The organism is Vagococcus intermedius (genome assembly GCF_029144185.1).
Classification (GTDB): domain Bacteria; phylum Bacillota; class Bacilli; order Lactobacillales; family Vagococcaceae; genus Vagococcus_D; species Vagococcus_D intermedius.
This window is the reverse complement of the sequence record NZ_CP110232.1, coordinates 1,336,879-1,358,362: the sequence shown is the minus strand read 5'-3', so window position 1 is coordinate 1,358,362 and position 21,484 is coordinate 1,336,879. Positions and strand designations below refer to the sequence as shown.

General features: G+C 34.4%; 27 protein-coding genes. 24 read left to right on the top strand and 3 right to left on the bottom strand.

Features of this window, described 5'->3' with window-relative positions:
* Nucleotides 1–4: 4 nt before the first annotated feature.
* From OL234_RS06310 to OL234_RS06285, 6 genes are all read left to right on the top strand, one after another.
* Nucleotides 5–895 (top strand): carbohydrate ABC transporter permease, encoded by an 891-nt coding sequence (locus OL234_RS06310; RefSeq protein WP_275468400.1) that lies wholly within the window; start codon nucleotides 5–7, stop codon nucleotides 893–895.
* Between the two features lie 11 nt (nucleotides 896–906).
* Nucleotides 907–1,749 (top strand): carbohydrate ABC transporter permease, encoded by an 843-nt coding sequence (locus tag OL234_RS06305; protein WP_275468399.1) that lies wholly within the window; start codon nucleotides 907–909, stop codon nucleotides 1,747–1,749.
* A 26-nt stretch (nucleotides 1,750–1,775) separates the two neighbouring features.
* Nucleotides 1,776–3,146 carry an ABC transporter substrate-binding protein gene (locus OL234_RS06300; protein ID WP_275468398.1) on the top strand — a complete coding sequence of 457 codons (1,371 nt, stop codon included), beginning with the start codon at nucleotides 1,776–1,778 and terminating at the stop codon, nucleotides 3,144–3,146.
* A gap of 132 nt (nucleotides 3,147–3,278) precedes the next feature.
* Entirely contained in the window at nucleotides 3,279–4,160 is an 882-nt protein-coding gene (locus tag OL234_RS06295; RefSeq protein ID WP_275468397.1) for an ROK family protein, read from the top strand.
* Between the two features lie 8 nt (nucleotides 4,161–4,168).
* Nucleotides 4,169–4,990: a MurR/RpiR family transcriptional regulator gene (locus OL234_RS06290; protein WP_275468396.1), complete on the top strand. Its 822-nt coding sequence runs from the start codon at nucleotides 4,169–4,171 to the stop codon at nucleotides 4,988–4,990.
* Between the two features lie 27 nt (nucleotides 4,991–5,017).
* Nucleotides 5,018–5,929 (top strand): dihydrodipicolinate synthase family protein, encoded by a 912-nt coding sequence (locus OL234_RS06285; protein WP_275468395.1) that lies wholly within the window; start codon nucleotides 5,018–5,020, stop codon nucleotides 5,927–5,929.
* A 43-nt stretch (nucleotides 5,930–5,972) separates the two neighbouring features.
* Here OL234_RS06285 and OL234_RS06280 read toward each other — a convergent pair whose 3' ends face one another.
* Complete coding sequence (locus OL234_RS06280; protein WP_275468394.1) at nucleotides 5,973–7,352, bottom strand: PTS sugar transporter subunit IIC; 1,380 nt, start codon at nucleotides 7,350–7,352, stop codon at nucleotides 5,973–5,975.
* A gap of 127 nt (nucleotides 7,353–7,479) precedes the next feature.
* Between OL234_RS06280 and OL234_RS06275 the strand changes: the two genes are divergently transcribed.
* From OL234_RS06275 to OL234_RS06235, 9 genes are all read left to right on the top strand, one after another.
* On the top strand, nucleotides 7,480–8,307 hold the full coding sequence (locus OL234_RS06275) for a MurR/RpiR family transcriptional regulator (protein WP_275468393.1): 828 nt from the start codon (nucleotides 7,480–7,482) through the stop codon (nucleotides 8,305–8,307).
* 260 nt (nucleotides 8,308–8,567) lie between these two features.
* Nucleotides 8,568–8,906 carry a putative DNA-binding protein gene (locus OL234_RS06270; RefSeq protein WP_275468392.1) on the top strand — a complete coding sequence of 113 codons (339 nt, stop codon included), beginning with the start codon at nucleotides 8,568–8,570 and terminating at the stop codon, nucleotides 8,904–8,906.
* A 13-nt stretch (nucleotides 8,907–8,919) separates the two neighbouring features.
* Nucleotides 8,920–10,350 (top strand): signal recognition particle protein, encoded by a 1,431-nt coding sequence (gene ffh / locus OL234_RS06265; protein ID WP_275468391.1) that lies wholly within the window; start codon nucleotides 8,920–8,922, stop codon nucleotides 10,348–10,350.
* A gap of 224 nt (nucleotides 10,351–10,574) precedes the next feature.
* Nucleotides 10,575–10,850: a 30S ribosomal protein S16 gene (gene rpsP, locus OL234_RS06260; RefSeq protein WP_275468390.1), complete on the top strand. Its 276-nt coding sequence runs from the start codon at nucleotides 10,575–10,577 to the stop codon at nucleotides 10,848–10,850.
* Between the two features lie 13 nt (nucleotides 10,851–10,863).
* Nucleotides 10,864–11,109 (top strand): KH domain-containing protein, encoded by a 246-nt coding sequence (locus OL234_RS06255; RefSeq protein ID WP_275468389.1) that lies wholly within the window; start codon nucleotides 10,864–10,866, stop codon nucleotides 11,107–11,109.
* A 188-nt stretch (nucleotides 11,110–11,297) separates the two neighbouring features.
* Complete coding sequence (gene rimM / locus OL234_RS06250) at nucleotides 11,298–11,822, top strand: ribosome maturation factor RimM (RefSeq protein ID WP_275468388.1); 525 nt, start codon at nucleotides 11,298–11,300, stop codon at nucleotides 11,820–11,822.
* Complete coding sequence (gene trmD, locus OL234_RS06245; RefSeq protein ID WP_275468387.1) at nucleotides 11,812–12,564, top strand: tRNA (guanosine(37)-N1)-methyltransferase TrmD; 753 nt, start codon at nucleotides 11,812–11,814, stop codon at nucleotides 12,562–12,564. Before rimM ends, trmD begins: the two co-directional genes overlap by 11 nt.
* Nucleotides 12,565–12,711: 147 nt before the next feature.
* Entirely contained in the window at nucleotides 12,712–13,062 is a 351-nt protein-coding gene (rplS, locus tag OL234_RS06240; protein ID WP_275468386.1) for a 50S ribosomal protein L19, read from the top strand.
* Between the two features lie 269 nt (nucleotides 13,063–13,331).
* Complete coding sequence (locus OL234_RS06235) at nucleotides 13,332–13,496, top strand: hypothetical protein (protein WP_275468385.1); 165 nt, start codon at nucleotides 13,332–13,334, stop codon at nucleotides 13,494–13,496.
* Nucleotides 13,497–13,604: 108 nt separating this feature from the next.
* Here OL234_RS06235 and OL234_RS06230 read toward each other — a convergent pair whose 3' ends face one another.
* A complete protein-coding gene (locus OL234_RS06230) occupies nucleotides 13,605–13,925 on the bottom strand; it encodes a winged helix-turn-helix transcriptional regulator (protein WP_367618562.1) in 321 nt (106 codons plus the stop codon).
* A 150-nt stretch (nucleotides 13,926–14,075) separates the two neighbouring features.
* Here OL234_RS06230 and OL234_RS06225 point away from each other — a divergent pair, with 150 nt between their 5' ends.
* From OL234_RS06225 to uriH, 8 genes are all read left to right on the top strand, one after another.
* Nucleotides 14,076–14,531, top strand: coding sequence for a LytTR family DNA-binding domain-containing protein (locus tag OL234_RS06225; RefSeq protein WP_275468384.1), 456 nt, complete (start codon nucleotides 14,076–14,078; stop codon nucleotides 14,529–14,531).
* 148 nt (nucleotides 14,532–14,679) lie between these two features.
* Complete coding sequence (locus OL234_RS06220; RefSeq protein ID WP_275468383.1) at nucleotides 14,680–15,066, top strand: DUF3021 family protein; 387 nt, start codon at nucleotides 14,680–14,682, stop codon at nucleotides 15,064–15,066.
* 27 nt (nucleotides 15,067–15,093) lie between these two features.
* Nucleotides 15,094–15,945 (top strand): ATP-binding cassette domain-containing protein, encoded by an 852-nt coding sequence (locus OL234_RS06215; protein WP_275468382.1) that lies wholly within the window; start codon nucleotides 15,094–15,096, stop codon nucleotides 15,943–15,945.
* Between the two features lie 10 nt (nucleotides 15,946–15,955).
* A complete protein-coding gene (locus tag OL234_RS06210) occupies nucleotides 15,956–16,693 on the top strand; it encodes an ABC transporter permease (protein ID WP_275468381.1) in 738 nt (245 codons plus the stop codon).
* 12 nt (nucleotides 16,694–16,705) lie between these two features.
* Nucleotides 16,706–16,867, top strand: a complete 162-nt coding sequence (locus OL234_RS06205; RefSeq protein WP_275468380.1) for a hypothetical protein — start codon at nucleotides 16,706–16,708, stop codon at nucleotides 16,865–16,867.
* A 105-nt stretch (nucleotides 16,868–16,972) separates the two neighbouring features.
* The gene (rplS, locus tag OL234_RS06200) at nucleotides 16,973–17,323 is read left to right on the top strand and encodes a 50S ribosomal protein L19 (RefSeq protein ID WP_275468379.1); all 351 of its coding nucleotides are present in this window, start codon (nucleotides 16,973–16,975) and stop codon (nucleotides 17,321–17,323) included.
* Between the two features lie 197 nt (nucleotides 17,324–17,520).
* The gene (locus OL234_RS06195) at nucleotides 17,521–18,054 is read left to right on the top strand and encodes a GNAT family N-acetyltransferase (protein ID WP_275468378.1); all 534 of its coding nucleotides are present in this window, start codon (nucleotides 17,521–17,523) and stop codon (nucleotides 18,052–18,054) included.
* A 252-nt stretch (nucleotides 18,055–18,306) separates the two neighbouring features.
* Nucleotides 18,307–19,242, top strand: coding sequence for a uridine-preferring nucleoside hydrolase UriH (uriH, locus tag OL234_RS06190; RefSeq protein WP_275468377.1), 936 nt, complete (start codon nucleotides 18,307–18,309; stop codon nucleotides 19,240–19,242).
* Nucleotides 19,243–19,288: 46 nt separating this feature from the next.
* Here uriH and OL234_RS06185 read toward each other — a convergent pair whose 3' ends face one another.
* Complete coding sequence (locus OL234_RS06185; RefSeq protein ID WP_275468376.1) at nucleotides 19,289–20,377, bottom strand: PfkB family carbohydrate kinase; 1,089 nt, start codon at nucleotides 20,375–20,377, stop codon at nucleotides 19,289–19,291.
* A 152-nt stretch (nucleotides 20,378–20,529) separates the two neighbouring features.
* Between OL234_RS06185 and OL234_RS06180 the strand changes: the two genes are divergently transcribed.
* The gene (locus OL234_RS06180; RefSeq protein WP_275468375.1) at nucleotides 20,530–21,474 is read left to right on the top strand and encodes a carbohydrate kinase family protein; all 945 of its coding nucleotides are present in this window, start codon (nucleotides 20,530–20,532) and stop codon (nucleotides 21,472–21,474) included.
* Nucleotides 21,475–21,484 lie beyond the last annotated feature (10 nt).

Here is a 21,484-nt window from a genome sequence, read left to right as displayed (position 1 = left end):
TACCTTGGAAAATAAAAAGAGTAAAAAGAAGTTTAGAGGCATTGAAAATCCATATTCGGGTTACTTGTTTATTGCGCCACAGCTACTCTTATTTTTAGTATTTATAATTTATCCAGTTTTTGAAGGGTTTAGAATGAGTTTTTTTAGAGCCTCTTATCACGGTGAGCAATTTATAGGCTTGGACAATTATAAGCAATTGATGGCAGATCCAGTTTTTTTAAAATCAATTTTAAATACTGTCATTTTTGTGATTGCGATTGTTTTTCTAACAATTATTTTTGGGTTATTTGTTGCTACAGCCGTATATGATAAAAGTGCGAAATATATTTCTTTTATTCGCGGGAGTTTTTATTTGCCAGTGATGGTTTCAATGGTGGTCATGAGTATGATATGGAATTTTTTGTTAAATCCAGCTAACGGCTTAATTTCGTATTTACTGGGCAATATGGGAGCTGAAAATGTCAATTTGTTAGGAAGTAAGACCTGGGTGATGCCAGTGATTATTTTTGTAACCTTCGTCGGAAATGTGGGACAGTCAATTATTCTCTATATAGCATCGATGATTGGGATTCCTGAAGATTATTTTGAAGCAGCCCAAATTGATGGTGCTACAAGATGGCAACGCATCCATAAAATATTGATTCCTTTAGTTCGACCAACTACCTTATATTTGACTGTCATTAATATTATTGCAGTGTTAAAAATATTCGTAGTTATCCAGTTACTAACCGGAGGCGGACCTAACAATGCTTCTGTCACGATGATGTATTATTTATATCAAAATGCTTTTGTTTACAATAATACTGGAGTTGCAGCAGCTGTGGGAGTCATTATGTTTGTGATTGCCTTATTATTATCAGTGCCACAATTTAAAGCATTTGGCAAAGAAAGGTAGGAGGGGGAATTATGAAGCTTTTTAAACGATTAGCACGCATGGAAAAGATGGATTTAGTTATTACTATTTTAGTTACGATTTTAGCAATTTGTAGCTTATTACCTTTATTTTGGTTGATTACAAACTCACTTAAACCCTCAACAGATATTTATAAAATGCCACCAGATATTTTACCTAAGACGATGTATTTAGACAATTATAAAGAATTATTTAATAATCAACCGGCTCTTCGTTGGACATTTAATAGTTTCTTTGTCTCTTTCGTCACCACCACTTTAAGCGTTATATTTTCAGCTTTGGCAGCCTATGCCTTTGCCAAGTTGCACTTTAAAGGGAAAAATATTTTATTTGCTTTATTCATCGGTTCTTTAATGATTCCCAAAGAAACCTTTATTGTGCCATTGTTTAAGTTAGTTGTAGCTTTTGATTGGGTGGATACGTATCAAGCCTTGATTATTCCTAATTTGGCAACTTGCTTCGGTGTTTTTATGTTGAAATCATTCTTTGAATCGATCCCTAATTCTATTCGTGAATCAGCTAAATTAGATGGTGCTTCTGAATGGACGATTTTTTGGAAACTGATGTTACCGATTGCCAAACCAGGGATTGGCGCTTTATTTATTTTAAATTTTGTGACGTTTTGGAATGATTATTTATGGCAGTTATTGATGGCTAGAAGTAAGGAAATGAATACGTTAACAGTAGGGGTAGCTGGGCTAATGCAAGAGATTAATCCTAATATGGGATTAAAGGTAGCCGGGGCGGCTGTCGCAGCTATGCCAATGATTCTTATATTTATTATGTTCCAAAAATATTTTACTAAAGGAATTGCAGCGGGAGCTGTGAAAGAATAAATAACAAAATGGGAGAGTGTTGGAAGATGAAGAGAAGAAATAAAGTAATGATGAGTGCCTTAGCGTTAACAACATCTGTTTTATTATTAGGTGCGTGTGGCAAAGGAGAAAATAAAAAATCGGCTACAGGAAAAGATCAAGAGGCTATTACATTAGAGATGTGGCTAACACCTCAGTGGAAAGGCGTTCTTGACGATAAGGAAGAAAAAGCTGACTATGATAGTTTCTTTAAGGAAGCGGCAAAACGTTATGAAGAAAAAAATCCTAATGTTCATGTTAACGTACAAGTAATTCCTGGCGAACAGCGTGCCGACAAGTTAAGTGTTGCTGTCCAAACTAAAGAGTTGCCTGATATGTTTTTTGATTCTAGCTTTGCTTTAAGTGAATACGCTCATATGGGAGTATTAGCACCGCTTGATGATATTATTGATGAAAAATCTCAAAAAGATATCCCAAAATCTATTTGGGAAAACGTCCAAATAAATGACAAAACTTATTTTTATCCATTTGCCCATAACCCAGGAACCTTGTCATACAATGCTGAGATGTTCAAAGAAGCCGGTTTGGAAAAGTATATGGCACCAGAATATGAGATTGCGAATTGGTCTTCAGATGATTTAAAAGTGATTAGTAAAAAATTAAAAGAAACTAATCAAGAGGTTGCTCCTTTCGGCTTATTTGCTAAAAATAATCAGGGAGATACTTGGAACATGTCTTATTTAAGAATGTTTGGTAACCAATTCTTTGATAAAGATGGGAAAATCAATGTGAATGATGAAACTGGCGTCAAAGCCTTAGAATTTTTAGATGACATGCGAAAAGATGGCTTGACAACTAAAGGGGTGGAAACATTATCAAGTAATGACGTCAATGCAATGTTCCAAAATAAACAAACAGCGATTAACTTCACTAATAGTGTCTTATTTAATGGTATAAAATCAGATATGGCTAGTGGAAAAGTAGCTCCTTTTGATATGCGTCTAGCTAATATTCCAGGAAAAGACCAACCTGTCTCATTTACTTATGTCACTAGCTCCGTTGTTTTTGACTCAGGAGATGAGGCTCGTATCAAAGCGGCTAAAGATTTTGTTAAATTCTATTCGACTGACAAAGAACTAGTTAAAGCATCTAAGAACGCTTTACCTGTACGTGATTCTGTTGCAACAGAATTTGCAGAGGATATGCCATATCTTAAAGCCTATCAAGATAACTCTGAAAATATTATTAACTTCTCAAACAATACCCCAGGCTATGTAGAGCTTAGAAATGCCTTTTTCCCAGAATTACAAGCTGTCTATACGGGAGAAAAAACGGCTCAAGAGGCTTTGAATTCATTTGCTGAAAATGGTAATCGTATTATTGATGAAAATACTAAAAAATCTGTTATTTTAAATTAAAAGATTACCAGTAAATAAGCCGTTAACAGTAGGGTTGACGGCTTATTTTTTAAAAATAGGAATAAGCGTTTATGACCTGAGCTATTTTAAACAATAAGTAGATTAATTTAAAACTAAAAAGTAGGTGAATAAATGTCTAGGGTATTGTGTTTTGATATAGGAGGAACTGGGATTAAAGCAGCTGTATATGAACAAAATGGTCAGAAAGTTAGAAGTTATCCCTCACGGCCAACAAGGTCTGAGGAACAAAGTATCTTAGAAATAGTCATAGAAATGACTGGTATCATTTTAAGGGAAGAGCAAGTCATTGGGATAGCCATTGCCAGTGCGGGTGTGATTAATAGTCAAACAGGAACGGTTATTTACTCTGGTTACACCATTCCTAATTATACAGGGACTGAATTGAAAAAAAACTTAGAAGGAATGTTTGGCCTTCCTTGTGAAGTTGAAAATGATGTGAATGCTGCGTGTTTAGCAGAATCTTGGAAGGGTGCAGCCAAAGGCTGTCAATCGGCTGTTTGTTTGACGATTGGAACAGGTGTAGGTGGGGCAATCTTATTAAATAATCAACTTGTTAAAGGGGTCGGTTTTACAGCAGGTGAAATTGGGTATTTGCCAGTAGCAGGTGACTATTTTCAAAATTCAGCTTCGACAAGCGCACTTATAAAAAGAGCCAATGAATTAGATGACATTAAACAATATGAAAATGGGAAAGAAATATTTGATTTAGCACAAAAAGGAAATAGATTCTGTCAACAGGCGATTGATGAGTTTATTACACAGTTAAGTACCGGATTGGTGATGTTGATTTATTTGTTTAATCCAGAAATAATCGTCTTAGGAGGGGGAATAATGTCACAAAAAGGGACGTTACATGTTAAAATTAAAGAAAGTGTAACAGCCCAGTTGATTAGTCCTATTTTTAATAAAACTCGTATTGAATTTGCGGAAAACAAAAATGATGCGGGAATGTTGGGGGCTTTATACCACTTTAATAAACAACAGATACAGTAGGTGAAAAAGTGAGTATTTTAGAAGATATTCAAGCGCAATTCCCACAATTTTCAGAAAAAGAAAAACAAATTGCCACATATTTACTACGCAATAGTGACACCATGAAAAATATTAATACTTCAGAGTTAGCACGTCTAACTGAATCCTCTCCAGCGACAATCACTCGCTTTGTAAAAAAAATTGACTGTGAGAGTTTTGTTGATTTAAAAATTAAGATCAACGCTTCGAGTCAACACAATAAAGTGCAAGAAGAAACAACAGAAAGTGCGGACATGGTTTATAATTTTTATCTTAAAGCCATTGAAAACACTCGGAAAATGACTAAAAAAAGTGAGATTGAAGAAGTGGTATCTTGGCTAACATCAGCCGATCGCATCTTAATCTTTGGTGTTGGGAGTTCTGGGTTTACCGCGACAGAATTAACTCATCGCTTGTTAAGAATGGGGTTAAATGTTACCGCAATAACGGATCCACATTTTATGATCATTAGTAGTTCAATCGTCACACAAACAGACTTAGTTATTGGCATCTCAACTTCAGGAGAAACGGCTGAAGTTCTTGAATCAATTTGTCTTGCTAAAAAAGCAGGGGCTAAAATCGTGACGTTAACGAGCTTTAGCCAGAGTTCTTTGGCCAAGGTAAGTGACTGTTCATTAGTTAGCTACCATAATACATTTGTCAAAAGTAAGCGTTTTATAAACTCTCAGTTTTCGATGATGTACTTAATAGATATTATGACAACCTTACTTTTAGAAAATCCCGATTACAGCCTGAAGATGGATAGAACGATTGATGTTATTACAGGTGGAAGTGACGAAAATGTTATCTAAAATTGATATATAAAAGGAGTAATAAAAATGAGAGACTTAGAAAAATATAAAGGCATTATTCCAGCTTTTTACGCATGTTACGATGAAGAAGGGGAGGTTAGTCCTGAGCGGATTCAAATGTTGGCAACTCACTACCTTGAAGTTGGAGTCAAAGGGTTATACGTGGGGGGAAGTTCAGGAGAATGTATCTATCAAACGGTCAATGAACGTAAGATAGTCTTAGAAAATGTAATGAAAGCCGTCGGTGGTAAGATGACAATTATCGCTCACATAGCAGCGCCTTCAACACGTGATAGTCTTGAGTTGGCAAAACATGCAGAAAACCTTGGAGTTGACGCGCTTGCAGCTATTCCACCAATCTATTTTGTTTTGCCTGAGGATGCTATTGAAAATTATTGGACAAGTATGGTTGAAGCAACAGATCTTGATTTTATTATTTATAATATTCCACAAACAACGGGTTATGCTCTTTCTGTGACGTTACTGAATAAGATGTTGGCACACGAACAAGTGATTGGTGTCAAAAATTCTTCTATGCCGGTTTTAGATATTAATACTTTTAAATTAGAAAGTAACAAAGAATTAATAATTTTTAATGGGCCAGATGAACAGTTCTTAGGTGGTCGTTCGATGGGAGCTGATGCAGGAATCGGTGGGACATACGGCGTTATGCCTCAAGCTTATCTGACATTGGACCGATACATTCGTCATAGTCAAATGAGAGAGGCTTTAGACTTACAAAATGACATCAATAAGATTATCTTCAAAATGGTATCTTGCCAAGGCAATTTATATGATGTCATGAAGTATATTTTAAGTTTAGATGGATTAAAGATTGGACAGGCTCGCTTGCCCCTACCAAGAATGGTCGAAACTGATTTTGCGATTGCAAAAGAAGCCCATGAAATGATCCAAAAATTATTAACCAAATTAAACTAAATGAAAAATGACTGATCCATTTTGTAACGGATCAGTCATTTTTCTAATTATTTTCTTCTAAATTCATTTTATTAGCAGCTAAGACAAACGGTGTCCATAATAAGAAACCAACAAATAAATTAACAATGGATAGGATAATCGAATGCCAATCACCCCCGGTAGCTAAGAATCCATTAATAATAGGTGGCATTACCCAAATAACACTTACCACTACTGGTTTAACTAGATCCGTCATAGTAGCGAAATAAGTAATCCCCGCTGTCACACAAGGTACTAAAATTACAGGAATCATATAAAGTGGATTTAAAACGATTGGCATCCCGAACATAACAGGTTCATTGATGTTGAACAAGCCAGGAGCTAAACTTAATTTAGCAACGGTCAATTGATCAGCACGTTTTGAAAAGACCAAGATTGCTGCCACTAACATTAAAGTAGCACCAGATCCACCAGGCCAAACAAAGGCATTGAACGTTCCTGATACCCATTTGTAAGGAATTTCAGCACCACTTTGAAAGGCATTCATATTTTGATTCATAGCATTTCCCCAAATGGTTGATAAGACAGGTGCCATGACGTTATCACCATGTATTCCGAAGAACCATAATAAGTGAATTAAGAAGACGACTAAGACAACTGAACCAAACCCTTGAGATAGATGTAATAATGGTTGTTGAATCGTATCAGTAATCCAATCGATCATTGGCATCCCTGTAAGGGTAGCAAAGCCATAATTGATGATGCCGGCTGTATATAAAGCCACACAAGCTGGAATAATAGCAGCGAATGCTTTTGAAACAGCAGGTGGGACTGAATCAGGCATTTTGATCGTAATATTTGCTTTCATTAATTTTGAAAAGATAATAACTGAAATGAAACCAAAAATAATGGCTGTAAATAGCCCGGAACCACCCATGTGAGTCCCAAAGTTAAAGAATCCCCAAGCTTTTGCGCCAATAGTTGTGCCATCTGTGACTGTTCCACCAGCTTCTTCAATTAAAGAAATAACATTAGCCGGTAATTTTTGACTAAGTGTTAGGCTAGTTTCAGCGGTTTGTGTTAATCCCATAATAAAAGCCGCGATTGATACAACTGCTCCAGCCAATGGATCGACATGATAAGCTTTGGCCAAATTATAGCCTAAACTAATTGAAAAAATAACAGCAACAATTGCTAAGCTTCCGGTATAGATAAAGCCGTTAACTGCTACAATCGGCTCCATTGCTTTAACAACACCTGTCCATCCCCAGTTAGTTGGAAAATCTCGTAAAAAAGCATTCAATAGTACAGCAATCGAGCCTGCCATTGTTGCAGGCATTGTCCCAATAAAAGCATCCCTTAAAGCAATTAAATGCTTTTGATTTCCTATTTTAGTTGCAACCGGTATAATGTACTTTTCTAACCAATTCATAAGTCCTTGCATAGTTAAACCCCCATATATTTTTCTGTGCTAAGTCTCCCTTAACATAATTCATTATAATCTTTTAGAGGATTTTTGATAGCGATTTCAAAAAGATGGCAATTATTTTATGGGAAGGAACTTGTTACTATTGTGTAACAAGTCGTTACATGATAATATTATGATGAATATTCAAGGGGATGATAAAATGTTATTTTTGGAACACGAAGTTGAATTAACAGATACAGAGTTTGATATTTATAATTATATTTCCGCTAATATTGAAAGCGTTATCTATATGCGGGTGAGAGAATTAGCTGAGGTGGTTCACTATAGTACCACTACCATCTTACGTTTTTGCCGTAAATTTAATTGTGCAGGGTTTGCAGAGTTTAGGGTGAAGTTGCGGTTATTTCACGACACTCAAGATACTATTTTGGTTGATAGGGCGGATGAATCAACTTATATCGATTTTTTACAACGGACGACTCAAGCAACTTATCAAGATGGAATTAACCAAGGTGTTGAGATTGTTAAAGAAGCAGAAATGGTGATTTTTTTAGGGGTAGGGGCATCTAAAGTGATGGCTCAGTATGGCGCGATGTATTTTTCATCCTTATTTTTATTGTCATTACATATTGAGGATTTGATGAATCATCCTTTGGGGTATTTATCTGAAACATTGACTCATAAGTCTTGTTTGGTGATCTTGTCAGTAGATGGTGAAAATCAGGAACTCATTCGGACGATTCATCAGATGAAAAGTAAAAATGTTAAAATTATCTCGATTACCAACAGCTCTAATTCGACGATAGCTAAATTGTCAGATGTTAATCTTGCTTATTATATAAATAAAGAACAGTATGGTGAAGCGAATATTACGTCACAACTACCAGCACTCTATACAATTGAGCGAATTGGCAAACAAGTCAGATATGAACTTAACCAAATAAAAAAAGAGCAGCTAACTAAAAGTTAGCTGCTCTTTTTAGCCTCTATCACACCTTCCACAAAGTGTTACCGATAGAGGGGAACTCTTAAATAGAGTTCGGGTCGGCTTATCGCATGAATGAAGTATACCATAGCTAAAAGTTAATTACTAGTCTTATTTGGAAAGGCTATTAAAAATAGTTAAAAGTATGATATAATATATTACTTGATGGGACTTATCTGTATTAGGTAATTTTGATAAGAGAAAGATAAGTGACTTTCCATATCTAAAACGAAGGAGGGATTAGATTGGCTATAGAAAAAACAAATCGCATGAATGCGTTATTTGAATTCTACTCCACTTTGTTAACTGAAAAACAAATGAATTATATTGAACTGTATTACGCTGATGATTTTTCACTGAGTGAAATATCAGAAGAGTATGAGGTTAGTCGCCAAGCAGTTTATGATAATATTAAACGAACAGAGAAAATTTTAGAAAATTATGAACGAAAATTGCATATGTATTCTAATTTTATTGTTCGTCAAGACCTTTTAAAAAAAATGAATCAACATATTACTGAAAAATATCCAGAAGATCAAGAGTTGCGTGACTTAATGACAGCGATTCAAGAGATAGAAGAATAGGGGAAGAGAAAATATGGCATTTGAAAGTTTAACTGATCGCTTACAGAATGCGATGAGCAAATTACGTCGTAAAGGAAAAGTAACCGAGGCAGATGTAAAAGAAATGATGCGTGAGATTCGTCTAGCGTTATTAGAGGCCGATGTTAACTTTAAGGTTGTTAAAGACTTTACGAAACGCGTTAGTGATCGTGCGGTAGGGATTGAGGTTTTAGAAAGTTTAACACCGGCACAACAAATTGTTAAAATTGTTGACGAAGAGTTAACTGCAACCTTAGGAACAGAGATGGTAGGAATAAATAAATCACCAAAAATTCCGACAATCATCATGATGTCAGGGTTACAAGGGGCAGGTAAAACAACATTTGTTGGGAAGTTAGCTCAGCATTTACAAAAAACAGAGAACGCCAGACCTTTATTAATCGCAGGTGATGTCTATCGTCCAGCAGCAATTGAACAATTAAAAGTATTAGGACAACAAATTGATGCACCTGTCTTTGAATTGGGAACGGATGTTAGTCCAGTTGAAATTGTTCGCCAAGGTCTAGAACAGGCATATGCTAATAAAAATGACTACGTCTTTATTGACACGGCCGGTCGTTTACATATTGATGAACATTTGATGGGTGAGTTAAAAGATATTAAAGAATTAGCCAATCCAGATGAAATTCTGTTAGTGGTTGATGGTATGACCGGACAAGATGCCGTTACGGTAGCGGATAGCTTTAATGAACAATTAGATATTACAGGGGTCGTTGTGACCAAATTAGATGGTGACTCTCGTGGGGGTGCGGCACTTTCAATCAGAGCAGTGACAGGTAAACCGATTAAATTTGTCGGAACTGGCGAAAAGTTAACGGATATTGAAGTCTTCCATCCAGATAGAATGTCTAGTCGTATCTTAGGTATGGGGGATATGCTAACCCTAATTGAAAAAGCTCAACAAGATTACGATGAGAAAAAAGCCGAAGAATTAGCCACAAAAATGAAAGAAAATACGTTTGATTTTAATGACTTTATCGAACAACTAGATCAAGTAATGGGGATGGGCCCGATTGAAGATCTATTGAAAATGATTCCAGGTATGAGTAATATGCCAGGGATTGATCAAGTTAAGGTTGATCCAAAAGATGTCGAACGCAAGAAAGCGATTGTCTATTCAATGACACCAGCCGAGCGTGAAAATCCTGATCTATTAAACCCTAGTCGCCGACGTAGAATCGCAGCAGGGTCTGGTAACAGTGTTGTTGAAGTTAACCGTATGATTAAGCAATTTAACGAATCACGTAAGATGATGCAACAACTAACTAAAGGCAAGATGCCTGCAGGTATGGATCAAATGTTTGGAACTGGTATCAAAGGTAAGATGGGTAAGATGGCAATGAACAAAATGATGAAACAACATACTAAAGGTAAAAAGAAAAAAGCGCGTAAAAAGAAAAAATAAATAACAAAAAAGCCAAGATTTTTAATTAATCTTGGCTTTTTTCATTAAAATAACCGTATTTTTCTAATAAAAAAATGGTTGAAATAAGTTTATAAATCCCTTAATAACAGCTTTTCAATAAAAAAAGGCAAAAAAAATAAAGGTGTAAAGAAAAAACACTTTACAAGCTTTTAAAAAACTGGTAAACTAACGTATGTAATAAGTTAATGGAGGTGTATTTAAAAATGTCAGTTAAAATTCGTTTAAAACGCATGGGTTCTAAAAAAAGCCCGTTCTACCGTATTGTTGTAGCAGATTCTCGTTCTCCTCGTGATGGACGTTTCATCGAAACAGTTGGTACATACAACCCTTTAAAAGATCCTGCTGAAGTTTCTTTAAAAGAAGACTTAGTTTTAGATTGGTTATCAAAAGGTGCTCAACCTTCAGATACTGTTCGTAACATCCTTTCAACTGAAGGCGTTATGAAAAAACATCATGAAGCTAAATTCGCTAAAAAATAAGGTGGGTTGAAAAATGACAGATGTGAAAGAATTGGTTTTAACCATTGTTAGTCCATTAGTCAGTCATCCCGATCATGTTGAGTTGGCTATCGTGGAGTCTGATGACTTCATGGAGTACAATCTTAGCGTACATCCTGACGATATTGGTCGTATTATTGGTAAGCAAGGTCGCGTAGCGAAAGCTATTAGAACGCTTGTTTATAGTGTACGTCTAGAAGGAACTAAAAAGGTTCGTTTAAACATATTAGATGGAAAATAAGAAGTTCTCGGTTGCCATGGCCTCCGAGGCTTTTTTTTATTTTAAACAATCAAGGCTTAGCCAAAGAAGGCAATCAATCGAGGTCGCCTAGGTCTACTAGCGTGAGTTAAAGCCATAAGAACTATGGTAAAATTAGTCTTGTAATGATACAATATGAACAGAATTTATATGAATCAGAGGAGAAGATTATGATAGAATTTTATAATGTTGGAAAGATTGTCAATACCCAAGGTCTAAAAGGGGAAGTCCGTGTTATTTCAAAAACTGACTTTGCAGAAGAACGTTACAAAAAAGGTCAAGTATTACATCTATTCCAAGATAAAAAAGCACCGATTACCTTAACGATTAAGTCACACCGTAAACATAAAAATTTTGATATTGTGAGTTTTGAGGGACACCCAAGTATTAATGATATCGAAAAATATCGCGATGGCATTTTAAAGATTGCTGCAACAGAATTACAAGAATTACCTGAAAATGAATTTTACTACCATGAAATTATCGGATTAAAGGTTATAGAAGAGAATGGCTCAGAACTTGGTAAAATTAAAGAAATATTATCACCAGGGGCAAATGATGTGTGGGTCATTCAACGTCAAGGAGCTAAAGATGTATTGATTCCATATATCGAATCAGTCGTTAAAGAGATAGACTTAGAAAACGGACAAGTCATCGTTGAAATTCCTGAAGGACTAATTGACGATGCGAATTGATGTCTTGACGCTTTTTCCAAGAATGTTTGAGGGGCCGTTAACTGAATCTATCTTAGGTAAGGCAATCGAAAAAGAGTTATTAAATGTTAATGTTATGAACTTTCGCGACTTTTCTGATAATAAACATCAAAACGTAGATGATTACCCTTATGGTGGGGGGGCTGGTATGTTATTAAAAGTCCAGCCAATAGATGGTGCGATGAAACAGATTACACGTGAGACACCTGAAACTACAAAACGAGTGATTTTGTTAGACCCTGCTGGTAAAAAATTTGATCAAAAAATGGCAGAAGAATTTTCAAAAGAGGAACATCTTGTCTTTATCTGTGGTCATTATGAAGGCTATGATGAACGGATTCGTAGTGTGGTTACAGATGAGGTTTCGCTTGGGGACTATGTGTTAACTGGTGGTGAGTTGGGGGCGATGGTGATGATTGATGCGACTGTTCGTTTGTTACCTGATGTCTTAGGAAACGAACAGTCTGCGATAACCGATTCTCATTCAACTGGTTTATTAGAGCATCCTCAGTACACCCGTCCAGCTGATTACAATGGGATGGAAGTCCCTGAGGTCTTACGTAATGGTAATCATAAACTAATTGCTGAGTGGCAATTGAAAGAATCCCTACGCCGAACTTATCAACGACGACCTGAAATGTTAGATCAAGTAGAGATGACTAAAGAAATGCTTAAGCTTTTAGCTGAGGTGAAACAAGAAGAATCATTGAAAAATAATAGCTAAAAATAGTGGATGTCAAGAATTAAAACTTTACATCGGTTCTAAGCTATGGTAAACTATTTTTTGAGTGCAAAAGTGCTCAACTATTACGACATTCCGCTGTGGTCACATAAATCCATATAGAATGTTTGGAATAAGGAGAAAGATAAAATGAATCCATTAATCGAAGCAATTACAAAAGAACAATTACGTAGTGATATCCCAGATTTCCGCCCAGGAGATACTGTCCGTGTTCACGCTAAAGTTGTTGAGGGTACTCGTGAACGTATCCAATTATTTGAAGGTATCGTAATCAAACGTCAAGGTGCTGGAATTAGCGAAACTTATACAGTTCGTAAAATTTCTGGTGGTGTTGGTGTTGAACGTACTTTCCCAATCCACACTCCACGTGTTGCTGAAATCGAAGTAATCCGTCAAGGTAAAGTGCGTCGTGCTAAACTTTACTACATCCGCGAATTACACGGTAAAGCTGCTCGTATCAAAGAAATGCGTCGTAAATAGTCTTAACTATCTATATAGCGCAAAAAGTCCTGAGAAATCAGGGCTTTTTCTTTTTGTCTAAAAATAGGTGGAAATCATAGGGAAAATTGACGACAAAAAGAATTCCTAAAATACCAAAACGATGCCTCTATTTAGTAGGTTAGAGGATGAGTCTACCAAATACAGAGAAAAGCCTGTACAGCTGGTGCATGTGTAAGATGGACAAGCCAAAGTACTTTTTACAAATGAAAGGGTGAGTAGCTGATGACAGTAGAAGATCATCGAATGATTTGGAAAGAAAAAATGATTTAGAATTAATGGTATTAATTGGCTCTAAACGGTTTGTAACAGACTTTGAATTGCTAACAAGCTTAAAGAACGAAAATGTCCGATTATATTCAGAAAAAAGCTTGTCTATGATCGAATTTAGAAAATTAAATAGTAGTAGCAAGTGAATTATCGTTTACTTGAATCATGACACTAGAGCAAGATTTTGAATCTAAAAATCTTGCTCTTTTTTTCGAAGAATAAATAAAATAAGTTAATAGTCTATAAAAAACTAATTATTTAAAATGATAGTTTTTCTCAATAAGTTCAATATCTTCACCTTGTTTTTTTATGAATGCGATATTATCTTTTCCCCAAGCGCACATCCTATCAATGATAGAATTTAGAGTAAGACAATATTCTGTTATACTGTATTCTACTTTAGGTGGTAGTTGATTAAATACAGTGCGATTGACTATCCCATCTTTTTCTAATTCTCTTAGTTGTTGAATCAGAACTTTTTGAGTGATTTTGGCGATGCATCGTTGAAGTTCACTAGTTTTTTTTGTACCTTGAACGAGAAAACAAATAATTGATGGTTTCCATTTTCCACCAATAATATCCTCGAGTGTTTGAAACGTTGTTATATTATTTTTTGTGATAAAAAGCTAGAGAAAATATTTTTGTTTTATTTTATACTGATAGAAACTATGTTTCTCCCCTTAAAGCTTTAACTTAAGTGCACTATAGAAAGGAATGACCTAATAATGAAAATTGTGATCAATAAAATTTTAGAAAAACTAGATATTAAGGAATCAGCAATATTTAACATTTTTGAAGTGACACCTTCAATAGAAAAAGCAATCAGCTTCTTAGAGGAAAGTAATTACACGATTGTTGCACAAAACATTGATTCAGAGGAATTTATTCAACTAAAAATTTCGGATATTCTATATATAGAGTATTTGGAGAGACGAATATTTTTATATACAAAAAATAGCACACTAATAACAAAGGATTCTCTTTCAAATTTTAGTAAAATCTTGCCGAATGAATTTGTGCAAATCTCGAAGAGTACAGTTGCAAATTCTTTGTATATCAAGGCTTTTATTGCACAAAAAAATGGGAATTTGACTTTGGAAATAGTAGGAAATGAAAAATTGATTGTCAGCAGACGTTATGTAGCGAATGTAAAAAAAACATTACAAAATATTAGTAATTAGACCGCTTGTGTATTTGAAATGACCGCTTGTGTATTTGAATATGTACTCATAGTACAAAGTGAGGTAGTATGCATTTAGTTGCTCCATGATACTTAACTAGTTGTTTGCCACCTAAAAAGTTCTAAAGAAAATAATGGAGGATACGAAAATGGAATGGCGTGCAAAAATATCATCAGGTTTAGGTATAGGCTCATTTATTTATTTAGCTCTTATTTATTTCAATGGTTCAACGACTGTGACCAATAAAACGATCACAATGGTTTTTTTGATTTCTATATTTGCAGGAGTTACGACCAGCATTTTTGAGGTTGAAAAAATTAGCTTTTTGCTTTCTTTATTGATTCATTATACTGCAACAACTCTTTTTGTCTGTATTTTGTATATTGCAAATTATAGTGTCCAAAGTCTCGCTAATTTAATTTTAAGTATAGCAGTTGTCTATTTTGTTACATACATTGTCATAATCTTTCAGAATAAATTAATTGCCAGAGATTTAAACAACTATTTGAAAAAAATCAAGAGAGACAAATCATAATGTACTAGATATGATAGGGGAAAAACGATGTTAAAAATTAAAAATCTTCAAGTTAAGTATAAGGATTTTACTGCATTGAATATTCATGGTGAAATAAATATTAAAGAAAATGAAATTATTGGCATTATAGGTGCTAATGGTGCGGGGAAATCAACATTGATAAAAGCTCTTACGAATCAAGTAGCTTATATGGGACAGATAGAAAAGCCAAAAAGTATAGCTGTTCATCTGCAAGAAAATCCATATCCAAATATTTTAACTTGCCAAACGATTATGGAAGGGTTACTGAAAACCAAACTAAAAAAAGATGAAAAGTTAAGGGGGTTAATTGAATTTTTTAGTTTTCAAAGTATGCTAAAGAAAAAAGTAACACAATTATCTGGGGGACAAAAGCAAAGATTAACACTAATAATGGTTTTATATCAGGATGCACCTCTGACTTGTTTTGATGAAATGACAGCAGGTTTGGATTTTGAAGCACGTAGTAGATTAATGGAAAAAATTCAAGAGTGGTATTCAGGAAAAGATGCCACACTATTATTAGTAACACATTATTTCGATGAAATTGAAAAATTGGCCAATAAATTACTAATTATTGATAAAGGTTGCTTAGTCGATTTTGGGGGAACTGGGGAGTTATTTAAAAAATATATTGGTTACTCAACAGTTATTGTTGAAGGAGACGAAGAGAAGCTTGCTCTTCCAACAGGAATCCAAATTGTCAGTGACAAAGGGAAGCAGGCTTTCTCTTTTGCCAATAAAATGGAAGAACAAGAAGGGATTAAAGAGTTAGCTAGCTTAGGTAAAAAATTCTCCATTTCAAATGACAATATTGAACTTATTTATTTGAATGCTATTAGTCAAAGTAAAAAGTGTTAGGAGAATTAAGATGAAACATTATATCAAATTTGAATTGAAAAATACATTTGGATACAGTATAGGAATGATCGTCGGAGGGTTATTACCATTAGTTTTAGCTATTGGTGGTTATCATGCTTCCAATGATGCAGGGCGAAATAAAGTACTTTCAGAGACAATTTTTTCAATATGTCTACCGATGATACCTTTGGGCTTAGTTATGTTGCCTTTTACGATAGCTTTTGCTAAAGATATTGAAGATGGAATCTCTACACGATTTTCTTTATTTGGTTATACGAAGCTGAAACAAATGATTGCAAAATTTATTTCGATCCTTTTCTTAGTCAGTGGGATTTGTATCATCTATTTTCTGGTGCTACAAATTGTTCTTCCTTTGCCGGTTCCTAGTATAGCCGCGGTAGTTTTAATGATTTGCGGGATGTTAATATTAACTATTTCCTTTTATTTTTTAGCATTCACTATTGCGTGGTTTTTTAAAGGATTCAATGCTGTTCAAGGGATTGCTATGGTAGCATATTTTGGAATTGCGATTTTTACAGGTACAATAGGTGGCTTTGATTTTACCGGAGTAATGAAAAAAATATCAGATTTTGTTCCTTTTAACTCTTTTAGAACGGAGCTGGCAAATAATTGGACTACAACAAGCTTTGACATGTCTAATGTCTTAATTCGCTTAATTGCTTTTATGATTTTTACTATTTTATTATTTTGTATTGCCAATATTCATTTAATTCCCAAAAAAAATTGAGGAAGTCTTAAAATGAAGAAGAATAACTCACATATCACCTATAGCATTTTCTATCTTGTATTAGCTGTTTTAACCTATTTTATTAATATGCAAATTGCTACATTTATCTTTGGTGTATTATGTTTGAATTCGGTTAGGTGGATGTCAAGAATTAAAACTTTACATTGGTTCTAAGCTATTGTAAACCATTTTTTGAGTGCAAAAGTGCTCAACTATTACGACATTCCGCTGTGGTCACATAAATCCATATAGAATGTTTGGAATAAGGAGAAAGATAAAATGAATCCATTAATCGAAGCAATTACAAAAGAACAATTACGTAGTGATATCCCAGATTTCCGCTCAGGAGATACTGTCCGTGTTCACGCTAAAGTTGTTGAGGGTACTCGTGAACGTATCCAATTATTTGAAGGTATCGTAATCAAACGTCAAGGTGCTGGAATTAGCGAAACTTATACAGTTCGTAAAATTTCTGGTGGTGTTGGTGTTGAACGTATTTTCCCAATCCACACACCACGTGTTGCTGAAATCGAAGTAATCCGTCAAGGTAAAGTGCGTCGTGCTAAACTTTACTACATCCGCGAATTACACGGTAAAGCTGCTCGTATCAAAGAAATGCGTCGTAAATAGTCTTAACTATCTATATAGCGCAAAAAGTCCTGAGAAATTAGGGCTTTTTCTTTTTGTCTCATATGAACTCAAATTTTAATAATTTAATCTTCTTAGCCAAAAATATTTAAATTTGATTTTATGTTATTATAAAGTTGAAATTTATATGATAAATAGAAATAGTGGATTATTTACTATTAAAAATAAGGTGGTGCTTTATGAAAAATTATATATTTGAATCGTTTAGATTAGGTTTTAGAAACATTGAACAAGACGATTTACCTACTATCAATCAAATGAACAGTGACCCAGAAGTGATGGCTTATTTCCCATCAACTTTAACAGAGGATGAGTCAAAAAATTTCATTCAAAAAATAAAAAAGCATGATGAGGAAAATGGTTATTCTTTGTGGGCGGTGGAAATAAAAGAGACGAGTGAAATGATTGGTATAATGGGGCTGCTGAAAATTAATTTTGACTCTAACATAGAAGGGGAAATCGAAATAGGTTGGCGATTATTAAAAGAGTATTGGCATAAAGGGTATGCAGTGGAAGGCGCGAACAGAGTTCTTGAATACGCAAGTGAAAAATTAGGTGCTGAGGTGATTTATAGTTTCACAGCAACTGTCAACAAACCCTCAGAACAAGTTATGAAAAGAATAGGGATGGAATATATTAGTAAATTTGATCACCCTAATGTAGCAGATGAATCAATTTTAAAAGAGCATCTTTTGTATAAGAAATCTTTTTAGATGATAACAGCTAGCTTTTAAATAAATTATTGATTAAAAAAGCCCTGATAAATCAGGGCTTTTTTTTACAATATAAAAATTATGAGACTGATTTTATTGAGAAAGCATCTCAAATATAGAATGCATTTAGTAAATAGCAAAATACATTCCACAATTATATAAACTTATATTTATATAATTATAGATTTGTTTAGTTTTGTAGTGTATAATCATTTTTGTAAACGCAAACAATTATAGAAAGAGGTCATTTGAATGGTAAGAAAAATTATTTTAGATTGTGATCCGGGGCACGATGATGCGATTGCTATGATTTTAGCTCATGGGAATCCGGAAATAGAACTTTTAGCAGTGACAACTGTTGTAGGGAACCAAACGTTAGAAAAAGTGACATACAACGCAAGGTCAGTAAGTACTATGATCAAGATGATAGATGTTCCTATTGCAGCTGGTTGTGAACGTCCTTTAGTAAAAGAAATTGAAGTTGCCGAAAGTATTCATGGTGATTCAGGTTTAGATGGTCCTGAGCTTCCAAAACCTGTTGTGGAGATGTGTGATAAGCATGCAGTAGACCTTATTATAGAGACGGTTATGAATGAGCCGGCAGGGACAGTGACGCTTTGTCCGACAGGTGGTCTAACAAATATTGCAATGGCTATCAGAAAAGAGCCTAAAATTATTGATAGAGTTCAGGAAGTCGTGCTAATGGGTGGTGGTTATCATACTGGAAATTGGAGTGCTGTAGCGGAATTTAATATTATCATAGATCCAGAAGCCGCTCATATCGTATTTAATGCACCTTGGAAAGTCACAATGGTGGGGCTAGATTTAACACATCAAGCACTTGCTACACCTGAGGTACGTGATAAAATTAAAGAGATTGATACGATTCCTGCAAAATTTGTAGATGAATTATTAGAATTTTTTGGAATAATGTATAAAAAAAGTCAAGGGTTTGATTCCCCTCCAGTGCATGATCCATGTACGATAGCATACCTTATCGATCCGACAGTAATGACAACAAAATCTGTTCCAGTTGATATTGAGTTGTATGGTAGTTTAACAAAAGGAATGACGGTAACTGATTTTAGATACCCTATTCCAGAAAATTGTCATACACAAGTAGCCGTTGATTTAGATCATGAGAAATTTTGGAAAATGATATTCGATGCTTTAAAGAATATAGGATAAATAAAAGCACCACTTTACGAAAAGGTAAAGTGGTGCTTTTATTTTTTTAACCAAATAGGAGGGTATGTGTTGTTACCAAGGTATCTGTTGATAGATCTTCACTGATGGGAAAAGGACTCTCTATGCTGATCGCAGCTGCAGCGTAGGCATAGTGAAGACTATCTTTCCAAGTGAAATTTTTTGTAAGAGCCCAAACAAGGGCAGATGTAAGAGAAGCACTGGCTCCTGTTTTATTGATAGCCTTGTCACTTTTTTTATGAATATGAAAAAGTTCTTCGTTATTTTTAAAGTACAAGCCATCATCTGGCGAATAGACAAGGATATTACCAACACCATTATTGAGTAATAAATCAAGGGACTTATTTAAACTAAGTTCAGAATCTGTAAGGACTCTTATGATCCCTTTTAACTCATTTGGTGTTGTTATTAAAGTGTTGACCTTATTTAGTTGACTCAGCAACTTATAATTTTTGTTTTCTGACACCGTTTTAACGAATATCGGAACTTTACAGTGTTCGTAAATCCAGTCAATAGCTTCGGTTGTCAAATTAGTATCAATAATACAGTATCTGGAGTTATTAATAATATCAATCTTATCTTTTAAAAATTCTGAATTGATTTTTTCGTAGATATCCATGTCGTCAATGCCGACTGCTCGATTCCCTTTTTGATCATCTATATAAAGATATGTTGATGTACGCTCATTCGGAAGTTCTTTTACATATTGGATATTCATCCCATTTTTTTGTGAATCTTGTTTGAATTTATCGCCATTTAAATCATCACCATGAACTGAAATGAAATAATTAGGCACATTTAATTTTGTTAAACCGAGCGAAATATTTCTACCCGCGCCACCTAAAGCAAAAGATATTTTTCCCGGATTAGAATTGTTTAGTATTAAACTATCTAAAGAAATTCCTAATATATCCATGTTTATTCCGCCTATAATAGACACGAAGTCAGATTCTTTAATGATATAACCTCTACCTTCGATATAACCTTTTTTAGTTAAATTAAATATATGAGCAGCGACACCTGATCTTGAAATCCCAAGTAAATCTGCAATTTCATTTTGTGAAATCATTGGATTATTTAGTATTAAAGAAAGTATTTCACGCTCTCTTTCAGTCATATTATCACCTCTTATTTTTATAAATTAATTATAGGTTAAAAAACGTTCAAAATCAAATTAAGTAAACAAATGTTTGTTTTTTAAATAAGTGTTGAAATGGCAACGTTTTATTTGTATACTATGGTTGTTGCTAAAACAAGGAGGTGTTTAAAATGGCAAATCAAAAATATGCTGTCGTTTTAGGTGGGTTGAATATGGATATAGCTGGAATTTCTGGACATCTATATCGTGAACACGATTCTAATATTGGCAGAATCACATTAACAGATGGCGGAGTCGGACAAAATATTGCTCAAAATATGGTCAAGTTGGAGGTACCTACATATTTAGTTACAGTTTATGGTGATGACGAATTTGGACAAATCTTAAGTAAAAACTGTGAAAAAAAAGGTATTGATTTAACCTATGCTGAAAAAATAAAAGGAAAAGCAAGCTCAACTTACCTGTATGTGACAGATGGAGATGGAGATATGGTTTCAGGTGTCAATGATATGAATATTATTAAATATATGACACCAGAATTTTTTGAAAAAAGAATTGATTTTATAAATAGTTCAGAATTATGTGTGATTGATGGAAACTTAGAACAAGAGTCGATAGAGTGGTTAGCTCATAATGTCGAGGTACCTATTTTTGTTGATCCAGTATCGGTTGCAAAAGCAAAAAGGTTTAATAATGTGTTAAATAAAATTGATACATTTAAACCAAATGAAATTGAGGCGGAACTATTTACTGGTATAAAAGTAATAGATGAAGAGACAGGAAAAAAAGCAGCCAAAGAATTAGTTGAGCTAGGAGTTAAAAATGTATTTATCTCATTAGGTGAGCATGGTATTATCTGTGCCAATCAAAATGAAGCTAACATTATTCCAATTTTAAAAAGTAATGTTGTTAGTTGCAATGGTGCAGGCGATTGTAGTATGGCTACGATTGCATGGGCAAGATTCTTTTATGGAGAAACCTTGAGCTTAACCGAAGTAGCACAATTAACCCAAGCGGCAGCTAGTATTACTGTAGAAAGTATCGATGCAGTTTCTGAACATATGAATGTTACGAATGTAGTTAAGCGAGCGCAACAATTTATTGTCAACGTATAAAATATTAAAT